Annotated in this window: 13 protein-coding genes and 1 tRNA gene; 10 read left to right on the top strand and 4 right to left on the bottom strand. The window is 72.4% G+C overall.

The window, feature by feature from the left end:
• The first annotated feature begins 55 nt into the window (after positions 1-55).
• The 3 genes from KZI27_RS10895 to KZI27_RS10905 all read left to right on the top strand — a co-directional run bounded on the left by KZI27_RS10895 (position 56) and on the right by KZI27_RS10905 (position 4,490).
• The gene (locus tag KZI27_RS10895) at positions 56-928 is read left to right on the top strand and encodes an oxidoreductase (protein WP_315971193.1); all 873 of its coding nucleotides are present in this window, start codon (positions 56-58) and stop codon (positions 926-928) included.
• Between the two features lie 73 nt (positions 929-1,001).
• Positions 1,002-3,074 (top strand): GMC oxidoreductase, encoded by a 2,073-nt coding sequence (locus tag KZI27_RS10900; protein ID WP_222657669.1) that lies wholly within the window; start codon positions 1,002-1,004, stop codon positions 3,072-3,074.
• Positions 3,075-3,110: 36 nt separating this feature from the next.
• The gene (locus KZI27_RS10905) at positions 3,111-4,490 is read left to right on the top strand and encodes a hypothetical protein (protein ID WP_222657670.1); all 1,380 of its coding nucleotides are present in this window, start codon (positions 3,111-3,113) and stop codon (positions 4,488-4,490) included.
• 67 nt (positions 4,491-4,557) lie between these two features.
• On the opposite strand, the gene KZI27_RS10910 is transcribed toward KZI27_RS10905, so the two are convergent.
• Positions 4,558-4,764, bottom strand: coding sequence for a hypothetical protein (locus tag KZI27_RS10910; protein ID WP_123312674.1), 207 nt, complete (start codon positions 4,762-4,764; stop codon positions 4,558-4,560).
• A 152-nt stretch (positions 4,765-4,916) separates the two neighbouring features.
• Here KZI27_RS10910 and KZI27_RS10915 point away from each other — a divergent pair.
• Positions 4,917-4,988: transfer RNA gene (locus KZI27_RS10915), tRNA-Gly, on the top strand.
• Between the two features lie 262 nt (positions 4,989-5,250).
• On the opposite strand, the gene KZI27_RS10920 is transcribed toward KZI27_RS10915, so the two are convergent.
• From KZI27_RS10920 to KZI27_RS10930, 3 genes are read right to left on the bottom strand one after another with little or no spacing between them, the layout of a single operon-like run.
• Positions 5,251-5,532, bottom strand: a complete 282-nt coding sequence (locus tag KZI27_RS10920; protein WP_222657671.1) for a DUF6510 family protein — start codon at positions 5,530-5,532, stop codon at positions 5,251-5,253.
• Complete coding sequence (locus tag KZI27_RS10925; RefSeq protein WP_222657672.1) at positions 5,532-6,335, bottom strand: ferredoxin reductase; 804 nt, start codon at positions 6,333-6,335, stop codon at positions 5,532-5,534. Before KZI27_RS10925 ends, KZI27_RS10920 begins: the two co-directional genes overlap by 1 nt.
• Positions 6,332-6,925, bottom strand: coding sequence for a molybdopterin-dependent oxidoreductase (locus KZI27_RS10930; protein ID WP_222657673.1), 594 nt, complete (start codon positions 6,923-6,925; stop codon positions 6,332-6,334). The genes KZI27_RS10925 and KZI27_RS10930 overlap by 4 nt, the downstream gene beginning before the upstream one ends.
• 155 nt (positions 6,926-7,080) lie before the next feature.
• Between KZI27_RS10930 and KZI27_RS10935 the strand changes: the two genes are divergently transcribed.
• From KZI27_RS10935 to KZI27_RS10960, 6 genes are read left to right on the top strand one after another with little or no spacing between them, the layout of a single operon-like run.
• Complete coding sequence (locus tag KZI27_RS10935) at positions 7,081-8,682, top strand: ABC transporter substrate-binding protein (protein WP_222657674.1); 1,602 nt, start codon at positions 7,081-7,083, stop codon at positions 8,680-8,682.
• The gene (locus KZI27_RS10940) at positions 8,679-9,707 is read left to right on the top strand and encodes an ABC transporter permease (protein WP_222657675.1); all 1,029 of its coding nucleotides are present in this window, start codon (positions 8,679-8,681) and stop codon (positions 9,705-9,707) included. Before KZI27_RS10935 ends, KZI27_RS10940 begins: the two co-directional genes overlap by 4 nt.
• Positions 9,704-10,588: an ABC transporter permease gene (locus KZI27_RS10945; protein ID WP_222657676.1), complete on the top strand. Its 885-nt coding sequence runs from the start codon at positions 9,704-9,706 to the stop codon at positions 10,586-10,588. Before KZI27_RS10940 ends, KZI27_RS10945 begins: the two co-directional genes overlap by 4 nt.
• A complete protein-coding gene (locus KZI27_RS10950) occupies positions 10,585-12,372 on the top strand; it encodes an ABC transporter ATP-binding protein (RefSeq protein WP_222657677.1) in 1,788 nt (595 codons plus the stop codon). The genes KZI27_RS10945 and KZI27_RS10950 overlap by 4 nt, the downstream gene beginning before the upstream one ends.
• Positions 12,369-14,426, top strand: coding sequence for a CocE/NonD family hydrolase (locus tag KZI27_RS10955; protein ID WP_222657678.1), 2,058 nt, complete (start codon positions 12,369-12,371; stop codon positions 14,424-14,426). The genes KZI27_RS10950 and KZI27_RS10955 overlap by 4 nt, the downstream gene beginning before the upstream one ends.
• Entirely contained in the window at positions 14,423-15,118 is a 696-nt protein-coding gene (locus KZI27_RS10960) for a TetR/AcrR family transcriptional regulator (protein ID WP_261783867.1), read from the top strand. The genes KZI27_RS10955 and KZI27_RS10960 overlap by 4 nt, the downstream gene beginning before the upstream one ends.
• Positions 15,119-15,139 lie beyond the last annotated feature (21 nt).

The raw sequence follows: 15,139 nt of genomic DNA on the forward strand, positions 1-15,139 counted from the left end.
GTTCGTCAAGAGTGGAACAGGAGCAACCGCTCCACAAGTCCTCGAAGGAGATCCGATGACCACCACCACCCCTCGCCTGCCGGGCGGCACCTGGACCCTCGGCGACCGGCCGGTGGCACGCTTCGGCTACGGCGCGATGCAGCTCACCGGTCCGTGGGTCGTCGGGCCGCCGAAGGACCACGACGAGGCCGTCGCCGTGCTCCGGGACGCGGTCGCCGGCGGCATCACGCACATCGACACCGCCGAGACGTACGGCCCCCGTGTCGTCAACGAGCTGCTGCACGAGGCGCTGCACCCGTACGCCGACGGCCTCGTCATCGCGACCAAGGTCGGCGCGCGGCGGGACGCCCGAGGCGGTTGGCCGACTGCTCGGGAACCCGACCAACTGCGTGCGCAGGTCGACGACAACCTCGAGACGCTCGGCGTCGACGTGCTGGACCTCGTCAACCTGCGGCTGGGCGACGCGAACGGTCCGGTCGCGGGGCCGATCTCCTCGGCCTTCGAGACGCTGGTCGACCTGCAGCAGCAGGGCATCATCCGGCACCTCGGCGTGAGCAACGCCACGACGGACCAAGTGGCCGAAGCGCAGGGGATCGCACCGATCGTGTCGGTGCAGAACATGTACAACCTTGCCAACCGGCAGGACGATCCGCTCATCGACCGTCTCGCCGACGAGGGAGTCGCCTACGTGCCGTTCTTCCCGCTCGGTGGCTTCTCTCCGCTGCAGTCCGAGGTGCTCTCGACCGTGGCGGCACGGCTCGGGTCGACGCCGATGTCCGTCGCTCTGGCATGGCTGCTGCGCCGGTCCCCGAACATCCTGCTGATCCCGGGCACGTCGTCGCGGGCGCACCTGCGCGAGAACATCGAGGGTGCCGCCGTCGTGCTGAGCGACGACGACCTGCTCGACCTCGAGGGCATCGGCGGCTGAGCCCGACCCGGACCCCGCCGCGTCCGCTACGGTGCTCGTGAGCGGCACCGGCGCCGCCCGGGAGGCAGGACCGATGACGGACCACGCGGCCACGGCGGCCCAGGAGTTCCTCCGCACGCACGACGAACGGCTCCGCGCCCTGGTCGACCGGGTGGTGCCGGCGGACGAGTACCCGTCGGCGTCCGAGGCCGGCGCGCTCGCCTTCCTGGCCGGGATCCTGGTCGACCGGCCGGACTGGCTGGACCGCCTCCGGGTCGTCGTCGAGCACGCGGACGACCACGACGGCGTCGACGGCGCCGCCGACGAGCAGGATCCGGACTGGACCTGGTTCGCCGAGCTCGTCGCCGCGGGCTACTACGCCGACGCAGGCAACGGCGGGAACGCGGGGGAGCGGTCCTGGGAGATGGTGGGGTGGCAGCCCGGTCCGCCGGACGGCTGGAGCGTGCCGGTCCCGGTGTCGACCGCCGTCCCCTCGGTCGTGCACCCGTCGCAGCTGGCCGACCGGTACGACGCGGTCGTCGTCGGGTCGGGCGCCGGCGGGGGCGTCGCCGCGTGCGGGCTCGCCGAGTCCGGGCGGCGCGTGCTCGTCGTCGAGGCCGGTGGGTGGCCCGGCACCGCGGACCTCAGCCGGGACCACATCCGGAACCCGCGGTCGAGCTGGGGCGTGGCACCGCTGTCCGGGCCGTCGGACGTCGGGAACCCGCGCACGGTGGCGGACGGGCGGGAGCTGCTGGTGCTCCGGCCGTCGTCGCCGGGGTGGCACAACAACGCGGCCACGGCCGGGGGCGGCACCCGGGTCTACGGCGCACAGGCGTGGCGGTTCGGACCGCGGGACTTCACGATGGCGTCGACGTACGGGGTGCCGGACGGCAGCAGCCTGGCCGACTGGCCGTTCGGCTACGACGAACTCGAGCCCTGGTACGAGCGCGCCGAGTGGGAGGTCGGGGTCAGCGGGGGCGACGTCGACGGTCCGTGGTCCGGGGAGCGCTCGCGCGCGCGACCGATGCCACCGCTGCCGTCCGGCGCCGCTCGGGACCGGCTCGCCGGCGCCGCGAACGCGCTCGGCATCTCGACGGTGCACGTCCCGCTCCTGATCAACTCGACGCCGTACCTGGGCCGCCGGGCCTGCGGGCAGTGCGGCATGTGCGTGGGGTTCGCCTGCCCCGTCGACGCCAAGAACGGCAGCCAGAACACGATGCTGAGCCGGGCGTTCACCACCGGGAACGCGTCGATCGTGCTCGAGGCCCGCGTCGCCCGGCTGCGGACGGACGGCGCGGGTCGCGTGGTCGGCGTCACGATCGTCGGCACGGTCGACGGCCACGACTGGCGGACCGATGTGGACGCGGCCGAGGTCGTGGTCGCGGCCGGGGCGGTGGAGTCGGCACGGCTCCTGCTGAACAGCCGGAGCGACCAGGAACCCGACGGCATCGGCAACGGCACGGACCAGGTCGGTCGGCACCTGCAGGGTCACGTCTACGGCGGCGCGATGGGGGTCTTCGACGACGTGGTGGACGACGGTCTCGGACCGGGACCGTCGATCGCCACCACCGACTACCGGCACGGCGTGCCCGGGCAGATCGGTGGCGGGATCCTGGCGAACGAGTTCATCGCGACGCCGTCGAACACCTACCAGTACCTCGTCGGCACGGGGCTCGTCCCACGTACCGGGCTCGACGGCAAGCACGCGATGCGGGACCTGGCGCGGCGCAGCCTGCGGATCACGGGGCCGATCCAGGAGGTCACCACGGCCGACGCCCGCGTCCGGGTGGACCCGGCCGTGACGGACCGGTACGGCATCCCGGTGGCGTCGTTCAGCGGTGGTGTCCACCCCGAGGACGTCCGCGCACGCGACCACACCAGCGCCCGCAGCGGCGACTGGCTGCGAGCCGCCGGTGCCACCCGCGTCGCCGAGCTGCACGGCCCGGTCCACGGCACGAGCGGCGGACAGCACCAGGCCGGCACGCTCCGGATGGGGGCGGACCCGGCGACGTCGGTGGTCGATCCGTCCGGCCGGGTGTGGGGGCACGACAACCTGCGCGTCACCGACGGCTCGGTGCACGTCACGAACGGCGGCGTCAACCCGGTCCTGACCATCCTGGCGACCGCGATGCGGACGGTCGACGCGATGGTCGCGGCCGGTCCGTGACCGCACGACCGTGCCCCCACCGGTACGGTGGCGTCCGTGACCGACGACCCTGAAGCCGCCATCGCCCAGCACGTCCACGATGCCTGGGACGGTTCCCTGCGACTCGTGCACATCACGATCTCCGACGAGGACGGCGACGCCTACCCCGGGCAGGACGTCGACCGGTGGGTGATCGACGTCCGGGTGCCGATCACCGACGACGAGGCCGAGGCGGTGTCGGTCGCCGAGGTCACCGCCTACACGAGCCGGTCGCCGGAGTCGGTCGAGGCGCTGGTGCTCGGCTACCAGGTGTCCGACGTCGACGGGGACTTCGCCGCCGCGATCGTCGTCCCCGACGCCACCGGCGAGACCTTCCTGTCGCTGCAGACGCACGCAGCCGAGATGCTCGGCAAGCCGGACCTGCTCGCGCTGGACCGGGTCACCGTGCGTCCGGCCTACCGCGCGCTGCCCGGGCTCGTCCCCGCCCTGGTCGACGCCGTGCGGCGTGGTCCCGCCGGCCGCTCGGCATCGTGGGTGCTCGCGGACCCCTCGGTCTGGAACGTGCCGTTCGGTGACCAGGACCGTGCGGCCGGCGAGTTCGTCCAGTGGGCGGACACGACCGTGCTCGCATCGATGAACGCGGACCACGAGGACCTGGAGCGGTTGGCCGCCGTACCCCCGGCCGGCGGCGTCGTCATGGGTTCCCGATCGGACGAGGTGCACCTCGGCGACGCGCTGGACGAGGCGTTGGCGCGCCCGGCGATCGCGGTGGCGTTCGACCTGCCGCCGAAGCTGCCGGCGAGCATCTGGGCAGCCGCCCCCGAGGACGTGCACGGCGTGCACCCCGACGAGACCACGGGGTCCATCACCGTCGAGACGCACGACGAGCAGCTCGAGGTCGTCGGCTCGCCGGGCACGGCGCCGCAGCTGGTCGGGACCTCGGCCTCGGCCGACGCCGCGACGCAGGACTGGCTCCGCGCCGTGCACCAGCGGTGGTGGCAGTACGAGCCCGGACTGCACGACCGCATCCACGAGGTCGTCGACGAGTACCTGACGTCCGGCGAGGTCGAGTCCGTCACCGACGAACGCGCACCGCACCTGCACGCACCGGACCTGCCCGTGTTCCGCACCGAGTGGCCCGGCATCGGTGAGGTGCACCTGGAGCCGCTCGGCGAGGACACCGAGCCCGTCGTGTACGACGCCGTGCTCGAGGTCGGCGACAGCCACGACCACATCGGCGCCGTCATCGTGCACGAGTCAGGACACGTCCGTGCGTCCCTGCACGACGAGTGGAACCCCGGCCTGACGGACGTGGGTGGCGCGCTCACCCACCTGATCAGCCTCGGGGCGGGGGAGTTCTTCGCGGACGCGCTGCACGACGAACTGTCGGCCGGCGCCGAGCACGCGATCCTGACGGGCGACGTGCGCGGACACTGACGTCAGCGGGTCTCGCGTCAGCGGGTCTCGAAGCCGCGCAGCTGATCCGCTCGTCGCCGCGCGTCGCTCAGACGGGCCGGTAGATCGCGATCGGCGGAGCCTGGTCGTCCCCGTCGTCGTGCGCGCCCCCGGTGGCGAGCCAGGTCCGCCCCTCGTGCTCGATCGTGGTCGGCAGGTCGCCGTGCACCAGGATGCGGATGGCGGGGGCGTCGCCGTCGATCAGGTCGACGCCGTGGGCTTCGGTCCCACCCGGGTTGTCGTGCACGTAGCTCATGCACCGATCGAACTCCTCCCCGCCTGAGGACCGCCCGCGCCGGCAGCACCGCGCCCCGAGTCCGCCGGACACGCCCGGATTCGCCGCAGAACACGTCGGTCGGTCCGGGATCGGGTACAGTCGACTCCGCACGGCCGACACGGCGTGCGAATGCGGATGTGGCGCAGTGGTAGCGCATCACCTTGCCAAGGTGAGGGTCGCGAGTTCGAATCTCGTCATCCGCTCGGACAGAACAGGACCCCCGGGGTTGCTCGACGGAGCAGCACCGGGGGTTCTGTCGTCTCCGGGCGCCGCACGCGGCGCATCCGGGGGCGCAGGCTTCGGGTACCCGCGCCCGCCGGACGCAGAGGCCGCACTGCCCCGGGTGGAGACGCCGGGTGGGTGGCCCGGCGATGTCCCGGAGAGTCATCCGGAGCATCGCCGTCCACGGATTGGACCCCAGTTCGGGTCGTGCGGAAAGCCGCAAGAACTCCGCAGGACACGCCGCTACGGGTTGCTCTCACCGAGTCGCTCGGGTAGTGAAGCCGCTGCGGCCCGGGTACCCGGCAGTCCGACCCACCGGTTCGCCCCGGCCTCGACGACCGTCACGAGCACGGTGTCGCAGTCACGACAGCGGGCGACGGAGCCCATCGCCGTGCGGTAGACCGCGGTGCGCGCGACCGAGCCGAGCGAGCCGCAGCCCCCGCAGCAGAGCACCGTCACGGTCGGTTCCGCACCGAGCACCTCCGACAGGACGCCCGCGAGCGCGTTGCCGTCCACGACCGTCATCAGCTGCCCCCGAAGCGTTCGGCACGGACGTCGGTGGTGTCGTGCCCGAGCTCGGCGAGCCAGCGGAGCACCTGCTCGACGAAGGGCGTCGACCCGCACACGTAGACGAGCGCGCCGACGTCCGGTGGGAAGACCGCGGTGGCGAGGGCGTCGCGGGTCAGCCGCCCCGCGGGCACGTCGGACCCGGGGGGAGCGGTTCGGCTGTACACGGTGGTGACCTCGAGCGGGGCCTCGGAGCCGACGGCCCGGTCGAGTTCTGCACGGAAGAAGACGTCGTCGGGAGTCCGGACGGCGACGAGCAAGCGGAACGGTGCGGGGTCCTCGGCCTCGGCGTGCGCGGTGACCATGGCGACGAGCGGCACGATGCCCGATCCGCCGGCGATCAACTGCACCGGCCGGGTGGACCCGCCGGGACGCCACACGAACCATCCGCCGAGGGGACCGTGCACCTCGAGCGCGTCGCCCACCTCGACCGCGTCGACCAGGAACGGGGACACCTCGCCGCCCTCGACACGGTCGACGGCGAGGACGACGTCGGTGCCGTCGCCGGCCGAGGCGATCGAGTAGGACCGGGAGGCCTGGTAGCCGTCCTCGGCCGTGAGCCGGAGGTCCAGGTGCTGGCCGGGCTCGTTCCCCGGCCACGTCGGGACGTCGAGGACGATCCGACGTGCGTTGGGGGTCTCACGCTCCACCGACGCGACCGTCGCGGGGTGCCAGGCCGGCCGCCTGCGGGGCGCGGGCCGACCGGCGGGCGCGATCCGGGCCTCCAGGTCGGTGGACTGGTCGGTGTCGGGAACCGTCACCAGTACCGCTCTTCCTTCCACGGGTCGCCGTGCAGGTTGTACCCCGCGTTCTCCCAGAACCCCGGCTCGTCCTCCGCCTGCATGACGATCCCGCTCACCCACTTCGCGCTCTTCCAGAAGTACAGGTGCGGCACGAGCAGGCGGGCCGGTCCGCCGTGTTCGGGCTCGAGCAGTTCGCCGTCGGCCTCGAACGCGATCCACGCCTTGCCGTCCAGCAGCTCGTCGAGCGGGACGTTCGTCGTGTACCCACCGGTGCTGTGCACCATACAGAAGTCGAGCGAGGTCTCGACGTCCTCGAACAGGCGGTCGAGGGGGACGCCGCGCCAGGGCATGTCGAGCTTGGTCCAGTGGGTGACGCAGTGGATGTCGACGGTGACGTCCTCGACACCGAGCGCTTGGACCTCTTCCCACGTCCAGGTGTGCAGCCCGTTCTCCGTGCGGATCGAGAAGGTCCACGACTCGGGCTCGATCTCGGGTGTGGCTCCGGCCGACAGCACCGGCCAGTCGCGCACCAGGGTCTGGCCGGGCGGGAGGCGGGTGTCGTCGCGGTCGGCCCGGCGGCCACCGAACCCCCTGGTGAACGTCGCCATGATCCTCCTCGGACGAGATGCTCCGATCATGCACCGCACCGAGGGCGTCCGTGTAACGACTTCGTAAACACTCGGGCCGACGGGGGCCAGGACTTGGGGGATCGCCGGTCTCCCTCTATCGTTCACCGGAACGATTACAGGAGGGGTCACCCCGAATGCAGCCCATCGTCCCCGAACCCCGGAACGCCCGCGGCCCGAGCCGTCGAGCGCTCCTCACCGGTGCCGCCGGTCTCGCCGGCCTCGGCCTGCTCACGCTCACCGGGTGCAGCTCCGGTGCGAACGCCGGCACCCCCACGATCCCCGAGGCGGCGGCCACCGGTGTGGCCCGACGCGGCGGTCGTCTGCGCATCGCGCGCCCGGCCGCCTCGGCCGCCGAGACGCTCGACTCCGCCAGCTCGCTGTCGGCCTACGAGTACCTCGGCGCGCTGTACAACCGGCTCGTCAAGCTCGACGAACAGGGCACCACGGTGCCCGACCTCGCCGAGGAGTGGTCCGCGAACGCCGACGGCACCGAGTGGACGTTCTCGCTCCGTCGCGGCGTGACCTTCCACGACGGGTCGCGCTTCACCGCGGACGACGCGATCGCGAGCATCCGGCACATCCTCGACGAGAAGACCGGCAGCCCGCAGGCCGGTGTCCTCGGCGAGGTGATGGACGCCGACTCGATGCGCGCGACCGACCCGTACACGCTGCGGTTCTCGCTGACCAAGCCGAACGCCGAGTTCCCGTCGCTGCTGACCGCCTACCAGTGCTACATCGTGCCGGCGGCCGCGATCGCCGACATCGGCCGAACCGGGATCGGTACCGGGCCCTTCAGGCTCTCGTCGTTCACGCCCGCCGGTGCCGGCAGCGTCGAGGCGTTCGACGACCACTTCGCCGGCCGCCCCGCGCTGGACGGCATCGACTTCTACTCGATCCAGGACACCACAGCCCGGGTGAACGCGCTGCTCGCCGGGCAGATCGACCTGATCTCGCAGACGAACCTGGACTTCGCGACCGCGCGGGTGGTGTCGGCCTCCGACCGCGCCACCGTCGCCCGGTCGAAGAACGCCCAGTGGTACACGATCCCGATGCTCGCCACGAGCGACGAGTTCAGCGACCCGCGGGTGCGTCAGGCGATGAAGCTCGCCTACGACCCGCAGCAGATCGTCGACACCGCCCTGCAGGGCACCGGCTCGCCCGGGTGGGACAACCCGGTGCCGCCGCAGCTCGCCGCGTTCGTCGACGACCACCGCGAGTACGACCCGGACAAGGCGAAGGCGCTGCTCAAGCAGGCCGGCCACGAGGGGTTCCGGACGTCGATCTACACGTCCAGCTACGAGTCGGTGTTCACGCCGATGGCGGTCGCCTACCGCGACGCCGTCGCCGATGCGGGCATCCACCTGACGGTCCGCAACGCGAGCTCGGACTCGTACTACACGCAGATCTGGATGCAGAAGCCGCTCATGGTGAGCTACTGGTTCACCGGTCGGCCGATCGACCAGCTGCTCAACCAGATCTTCCGCACCGGGTCCTCCTACAACGAGAGCGCGTGGTCGAACGAGACCTTCGACGGGCTGCTCGACGACGCCCGCGCCGAGATGGACGACGCCAAGCGCCTCAGCCTCTACCAGGACGCCCAACGGCTCGTCGTGGAGGACGGGGCGGACATGACGCCGATGTTCGGCGACCGGCTCGTGGGGCTCTCCCGCGACGTCGTGAACTACTCGGAGTACGGCTTCGAGTTCGACTACCTCCGGATCGGACTGCGCCGATGACGACCACGAACACGCCGTCGGACGTCTTCGTCCCCGTCCTCCGCCGGGTCGGCATCGCCGTGCTGACGGTGGTGCTCGCCTCGCTCTTCGTGTTCCTGGCCGTGCAGGCCCTGCCCGGGGACGTCGCGCAGCAGCTGCTCGGGCAGAACGCCACGCCGGACGCCGTCAAGCAGCTGCGCGAGACCCTCGGCCTCGACCAGAACGTGTGGCTCCGCTACCTGCAGTGGCTCGGTGGTGCGGTGCACGGTGACTTCGGCACCTCGCTCGTCAGTGGCGAGGCCGTCGCGCCGACGCTGTTCACGGCCTTCCGCAACAGCATGCTCATCGCCGTGCCCGCCATGCTCGTCGGCGTCACCGTGTCCCTCACGCTCGGCGTCCTCGCCGGGGTCCGTCGCGGTCGCCCGTCCGACAAGGTCATCTCGATCGTCAGCCTCGTCGTGATGAGCGTTCCCGAGTTCATGGTCGCGACCGTGCTCGTGCTCCTCTTCGCGATCGGCCTGCCGGTCTTCCCCGCCGTCGTGCTGCGGGGGAGCGACGCCACCGTCGGCGAGCTGCTGCCGACGATCTGGTTGCCGATCATCGTGCTCACCCTCGCGATGGCCGCCTACATCGTCCGCACCGCGCGGTCCTCGACCATCGACGTGATGGCATCCGAGTTCGTCACCACGGCCGAGCTCAAGGGCCTGACGATGCGCCGCGTGGTCTGGAAGCACGCGGTGCCGAGCGCGCTCCTGCCGACGTTGAACGTCGTCGCGCTCAACGTCGCCTGGTTGCTCGGCGGGGTCGTCGTCGTCGAGAACGTCTTCAACTACCCGGGCATGGGCAAGCTCATGCTCGAGTCGGTCTTCAACCGCGACCTGCCGACGATCGAGGCGATCGCGCTCCTCAGCGCCGTCATCTACGTCGTCTGCAACCTCGCAGCCGACCTCGTCGCGCTCGCGCTCGACCCGAAGCTGCGGACCCGCCAGCGGCGACCCCGCACGCGCACCCGTCCGACGCGCAGCACCAGGAAGGCCGCCGCATGACCGCCATCGCCCCTCGCCGCCCCGGACGCGCCGTCCTCGCCGGCGCGCTCGCGCCCCTGCGCGGCTCGACCGCGCTGAGCATCGGTCTCGGCCTCATCGCCCTGCACGTCGTGCTCGCACTCCTCGCCCCGGTCATCGCCGGGCACGACCCGGTGGCCACGAACGCCGGCGACGTCCTCGCCGGACCGACCTGGACGCACTGGCTCGGCACCGACCAGTACGGCCGTGACGTCTTGTCGCGGACCCTCAACGGCGGCCGGTACGCCCTGCTCGTGACGTTCCTGGCCACGACCATCGCAGTGGCCGTCGGCACCGTGCTCGGCTGCATCACGGCGTACGCGGACAACTGGTTCGACGAGGCCGTCATGCGCGTCGTCGACGCCCTGCTCAGCGTGCCGTCGATCCTCGCCCTGCTCGTCGTCGTCACCGTCTTCGACGCCGGGCTCTGGGTCATCGTCCTCGCCGTCACCGTCGTCTACGCGCCCGCCGTGACCCGCGTCGTCCGTGGTGCCGCCCGCACCGTCATCACGCAGGACTACGTGACGGCAGCCCGAGCCCGTGGTGAACGCGCGCTGTCGATCGTGTTCCGGGAGATCCTGCCGAACGTCCTCGACGTGGTGCTCGTCGAGTACGCCATGCGGGCCTCGTGGATCGTCCTGCTCGTCGCGTCGCTGTCCTTCCTCGGGTTCGGCGCGAACCCGCCGAATCCGGACTGGGGCCTGATGGTGCAGGAGAACCGCACCGCCCTGACCGTCGTCCCGCTCGGGACGCTCGCGCCGATCGTCGCCCTGGCGACCCTGGTGATCGGGCTCAACCTCGCCGCCGACGGCCTGAGCAAGTCGCTCGGCGTCGACCGCGCCAAGCAGGGAGTGAGCGCATGACCGCCACCGACACCAGCGCCGCGTCGGCCACGACGGCGACCGCACCGGACCCGATCGTCCGCGTCGACGACCTCGCGATCTCCTACGCTGCCGGCAAGCGCCTGGTCCCCGTGGTCCGGGGCGTGTCCTTCGCGATCCCCGCCGGCCGCACCCTCGGCCTGGTCGGGGAGTCCGGCAGCGGCAAGTCCACCGTCGCCCGGACGCTGCTGGCACACCTCCGTGCCGGCTCGACGATCGTCGGCGGCTCGGTCCGCGTCGGCGGTGACGACGTCTTCGCGCTGTCGCCGTCCGGCCGGCGCGAGCTCCGCGGTGGCGTCGCGTCCGTCGTGGCGCAGAACGCGGGCCAGGCCCTCACCCCGTCGATGCGCGTCGGCGAGCAGATCCGCGAGGCCCTCCGCGCGCACCGTGAGCCGGACGGCCCGGAACGGGTCCTCGAACTCGTCCGGTTGGTCCGGCTGCCCGACCCGGAGACGATCGTCCGCCGCTACCCGCACCAGCTCTCCGGCGGGCAGCAGCAGCGCATCGCGATCGCGATGGCCGTGGCGGCCCGCCCCCGGGTGCTCGTCCTCGACGAACCCACGACGGCGCTCGACGTCGTCACCCAGGCAGCCGTCCTCGACCTGATCGCGGACCTCGGCCGGCAGCTCGGCATGGCGGTCCTGCTCGTCAGCCACGACCTCGGCGTCGTGTCCGCGATGGCGGACGAGATCGCCGTCATGCGCGACGGCGAGATCGTCGAGCACGCCGCCACGGCGGCGCTCTTCGCCGCCCCGCAGCACGAGTACACGCGCGCCCTGCTGGCCGCGGTGTCGGACGGGCGGCGGCCGGGAGGACCGGGGCACGTGCCCGAGGACGCGACCGCCCCGGAGACGGTCGACTCCACGACCACCGGCACCGTGCCTCCCGACCGCTCCGCCCGTCTCGTGGTGACCGCGGACGACCTGGTGATCCGCTACGCCCGCGGCCTGCCGGCCGCCGTCGACGGCGTCTCGTTCACGATCGCCGAGCGCGAGACGCTCGCCGTCGTCGGCGAGTCCGGCAGCGGCAAGTCGACGCTCGCGACGGCGCTGGCCGGGCTTGTGCCCGCCGAGTCCGGCACCTTCGCCTACGACGACGGCACCACGAGCGGCGACCTGCGCGAGCCGATCGCCGGACGGACGGCGGCACTGCGGCGCGCGGTGCAGCTCGTGTTCCAGAACGCCGACACCTCGCTCAACCCGCGGCGCACCGTGGGGGCGGCCATCGGGCGTCCGCTCAAGCTGTTCACGGGCGCCTCCTCACGACAGCGCGTCGGCGAGCTGCTCACCCAGGTCGGCCTCGGACCGGAGTTCGCCGACCGGCTGCCGGCCCAGCTGTCCGGTGGGCAGCGGCAGCGCGTCGGGATCGCGCGCGCCCTCGCCGCCGGGCCCTCGCTCGTGATCGCCGACGAGATCACCACCGCGCTCGACGTGCAGGTGCAGGCCGGGATCCTCGCGCTCCTCGCCGACCTGCAGCGCGAGCGCGGACTGAGCTGCCTGTTCATCAGCCACGACCTGGCCGTCGTCCGGGGCGTCGCCGACCGGGTCGCGGTGATGACCGGCGGCCGGATCGTCGAGATCGGACCGACCGAGCGGGTGTTCACCGGCCCGAACCACCCGTACACGTCGACGCTGCTCGCCGCGACGCTCGAACCGGGCAGCACCGTGCTGCCCGACGTCGGTGACGGTGTGCCGCGCTGGAAGCACGCCGAGGGCTGGACCGACCACGGCGACGGACACCGCACCCGCAACTGGGAGGACGCATGACCGACGGGGCCACTCCCGCCACCTTCACCGCCATCGGCGACACGGGTTCGCTGCCCGAGGGCGTGACCGTCCGCGACGAGTGGATCCCGATGCCCGACGGCGTCCGGCTGCACACCCGGATCTGGTCACCGGTGTCGCCCGACGGTCCGGTGCCCGTCCTGCTCGAGTACCTGCCGTACCGGCTCGACGACTGGACCGCGCCCCGCGACTCCGAGCGGCACCCCTGGTACGCCCAGCACGGGTACGCGTCGGTCCGGGTCGACATCCGGGGCAGCGGTTCGTCGGACGGGTTCTTCGACGACGAGTACAGCGAGCAGGAGCTCCGTGACGGCGAGGCCGTGATCGCCTGGCTCGCCGCGCAGGAGTGGTCCACGGGCGCCGTCGGCATGTTCGGCATCTCCTGGGGCGGGTTCAACGCCCTGCAGTTGGCTGCGCGGGCACCAGCGGCCCTCAAGGCGATCGTCACGGTGTGCTCGACCGACGACCGGTACGACAACGACGTGCACTACGTCGGCGGTGCGGTGCTCGGCATCGACATGGCCGCGTGGGGCGCGACGATGTTCGCGTTCAACTCGCGACCACCGCGGCCCGAGGTCGTCGGCAGCGGCTGGGTCGACCGGTGGCGCGAGCGCCTCGAGGCGAACCGGCCGATGACGCCGGTGTGGTTGTCCCACCAGGAGCGCGACGACTACTGGCGGCACGGGAGCGCCGCCGAGGAGTACGGGAACATCGGGGCAGCCGTCCTGGCCGTCGGCGGCTGGGCGGACCCGTACCGCGACACCGTGCTCCGACTGGTGTCGAACGTGCAGTCCCCGGTCAAGGGCATCGTGGGGCCGTGGTCGCACCAGTACCCGGACCGCGGTCTCGCACCCGGCCCGTCGATCGGGTTCCTGCAGGAGACGCTGCGCTGGTGGGACCGCTGGCTGCGGGACGAGGACACCGGGGTCGAGCAGGACCCCGCACTGCGGGCCTGGATCAACGACGGCGAAGCACCGGCGACGTACTACGAGTCCCGACGGGGTCGGTGGGTCGGCGCCGAAGCATGGCCCTCAGCAGCGACCCACCGGCGCGTGCTGCCCCTCGCGACACTCCGCGGCGGTGGCGACGGCCCGGTCGTCGTCCGCTCGCCGCAGCACACCGGTGCCGACGCCGGCCGGTTCTTCCCGTTCGGCAACGCGACCGACCTGCCACCCGACCAGCGTGCCGAGGACGGCCGATCCGTCTGCTTCGACCTGCCCGTCGGCAAGGCGTTCGACCTGCTGGGCAACGTCGTCGTCACGCTGTCGGTCACGAGCGACGAGCCCCGCGCCACCCTGACGGTGCGGTTGTGCGACGTCGCGCCGGACGGCTCCTCGACGCTCGTCACCCGCGGGGTGCTCAACGCGGCGAAGCGGGACGGGATGGACCGCAACGACCCGCTCGTCCCGGGAGCGACCGCGTCGCTGCCGGTGCAGCTGGTCGCGACCGGTCACCGGTTCGCCGCCGGGCACCGCCTGCGGATCGCGGTCTCGTCGTCGTACTGGCCCTGGGTCTGGCCGCACGGCACCGAGGCCACCCTCACGGTCGACCCGGCGACGTCCGAGGTGTGCCTGCCGGTCTGGACGCGCGACACCGACGACGACGTGCGGTTCGACGAGCCAGAGCGGTCGACGCCGCTGGCGATCGACCGCGTGGCACCGACCGAGCGGCTGCCGCAACGCACGGTCACGCACGACGTCGAGTCGGGGGAGTGGACCCTCGACGTCGACCCCGGCTACGGCGGCGGACGGGTGTACCCCGACGGACTCGTCTTCAGCGAGGACGCCCGCGAGACCTACCGCATCCGGTCGGACGACCCGAACTCGGCCGTGGCTGCGTCGCGTTGGTCGATCGGCCTGGCGAAGCCGGAGTGGACGGCACGGCTCGAGACGTCGTCCGAGGTCACCGCCGACGCCGACGCCTTCCACGTCGTGAACACCGTCCGTGCCTGGGCTCGTGACGGCGGCCCCGACGTGGACGAGGTCCTGGTCACCGAACAGACGTTCGTCGACGACGTCCCGCGGACCTCGGCATGACCGGCGCGGCCGCGGAGGCGGCGGGCGCGGAGGCGGCGGGCGCGGCACCGCGGGTCCGGCAGCGTCCCGCCGTCCGGCGCGCCATGATCGTCGAGGCCGCCCGCGCCGTCATCGTCCGCAACGGCGTCGGGGCGACGGGCCTGCGGGACATCGCCGCCGAGGCCGGGGTGTCCGTCGGAACCGTGACCTACCACTTCGGCAGCGTGGCGGAGATCCTCAACGAGGTCGTCGTGCTCGAGACCGAGCGCTTCTACGGTGCGATCGTCATCGCCGTGGACGCCGAACCCGACCCCGTCGAGGCGCTGCGGATGCTCGTCGCCCCGTTGTTCGGCGACACCGAGCAGGTCCGGCAGCACTGGCGGATCTGGTCCGACTACTGGACCGCGGTGGTCCGTCGGCCCGAGGTGGCCGCCGAGTACGCCGAACGGATCCGCGTCTGGGAGGCCTGCCTGGTCCGGGTGATCCGCCGCGGCGCCGATGCCGGGGTGTTCCGGGGTGGCGCCGAGCCCGCCGACCCGGACACCGTCGCCCTGAAGCTCGCGGCGTACAGCGACGGCGTCGCGACCCAGATCGCCCAGGGCGTCCCGGGGCTCACGAACACCGTCGCGCTGTCGTGGATGTGGACGTTCCTGGCGCACGAACTCGGTGTGCCGGCTGTGGACATCGCCGGAACCGGCCAGCAGCCCTTGTGATGAGGTAAGGCTTGCCTTACC

Origin of the sequence: Curtobacterium sp. TC1, assembly GCF_019844075.1 — a bacterium.
Classification (GTDB): Bacteria; Actinomycetota; Actinomycetes; order Actinomycetales; family Microbacteriaceae; genus Curtobacterium.

Bases quoted from the DNA above. Each gene is read 5' to 3' on its own strand.
- KZI27_RS10945 (WP_222657676.1), top strand. From the start codon at position 9,704: ATGACCGCCATCGCCCCTCGCCGCCCCGGACGCGCCGTCCTCGCCGGC.
- KZI27_RS10935 (WP_222657674.1), top strand. From the start codon at position 7,081: ATGCAGCCCATCGTCCCCGAACCCCGGAACGCCCGCGGCCCGAGCCGT.
- KZI27_RS10950 (WP_222657677.1), top strand. From the start codon at position 10,585: ATGACCGCCACCGACACCAGCGCCGCGTCGGCCACGACGGCGACCGCA.
- KZI27_RS10920 (WP_222657671.1), bottom strand. From the start codon at position 5,532: ATGACGGTCGTGGACGGCAACGCGCTCGCGGGCGTCCTGTCGGAGGTG.
- KZI27_RS10940 (WP_222657675.1), top strand. From the start codon at position 8,679: ATGACGACCACGAACACGCCGTCGGACGTCTTCGTCCCCGTCCTCCGC.
- KZI27_RS10930 (WP_222657673.1), bottom strand. From the start codon at position 6,925: ATGGCGACGTTCACCAGGGGGTTCGGTGGCCGCCGGGCCGACCGCGAC.
- KZI27_RS10960 (WP_261783867.1), top strand. From the start codon at position 14,423: ATGACCGGCGCGGCCGCGGAGGCGGCGGGCGCGGAGGCGGCGGGCGCG.
- KZI27_RS10900 (WP_222657669.1), top strand. From the start codon at position 1,002: ATGACGGACCACGCGGCCACGGCGGCCCAGGAGTTCCTCCGCACGCAC.
- KZI27_RS10895 (WP_315971193.1), top strand. From the start codon at position 56: ATGACCACCACCACCCCTCGCCTGCCGGGCGGCACCTGGACCCTCGGC.
- KZI27_RS10955 (WP_222657678.1), top strand. From the start codon at position 12,369: ATGACCGACGGGGCCACTCCCGCCACCTTCACCGCCATCGGCGACACG.
- KZI27_RS10910 (WP_123312674.1), bottom strand. From the start codon at position 4,764: ATGAGCTACGTGCACGACAACCCGGGTGGGACCGAAGCCCACGGCGTC.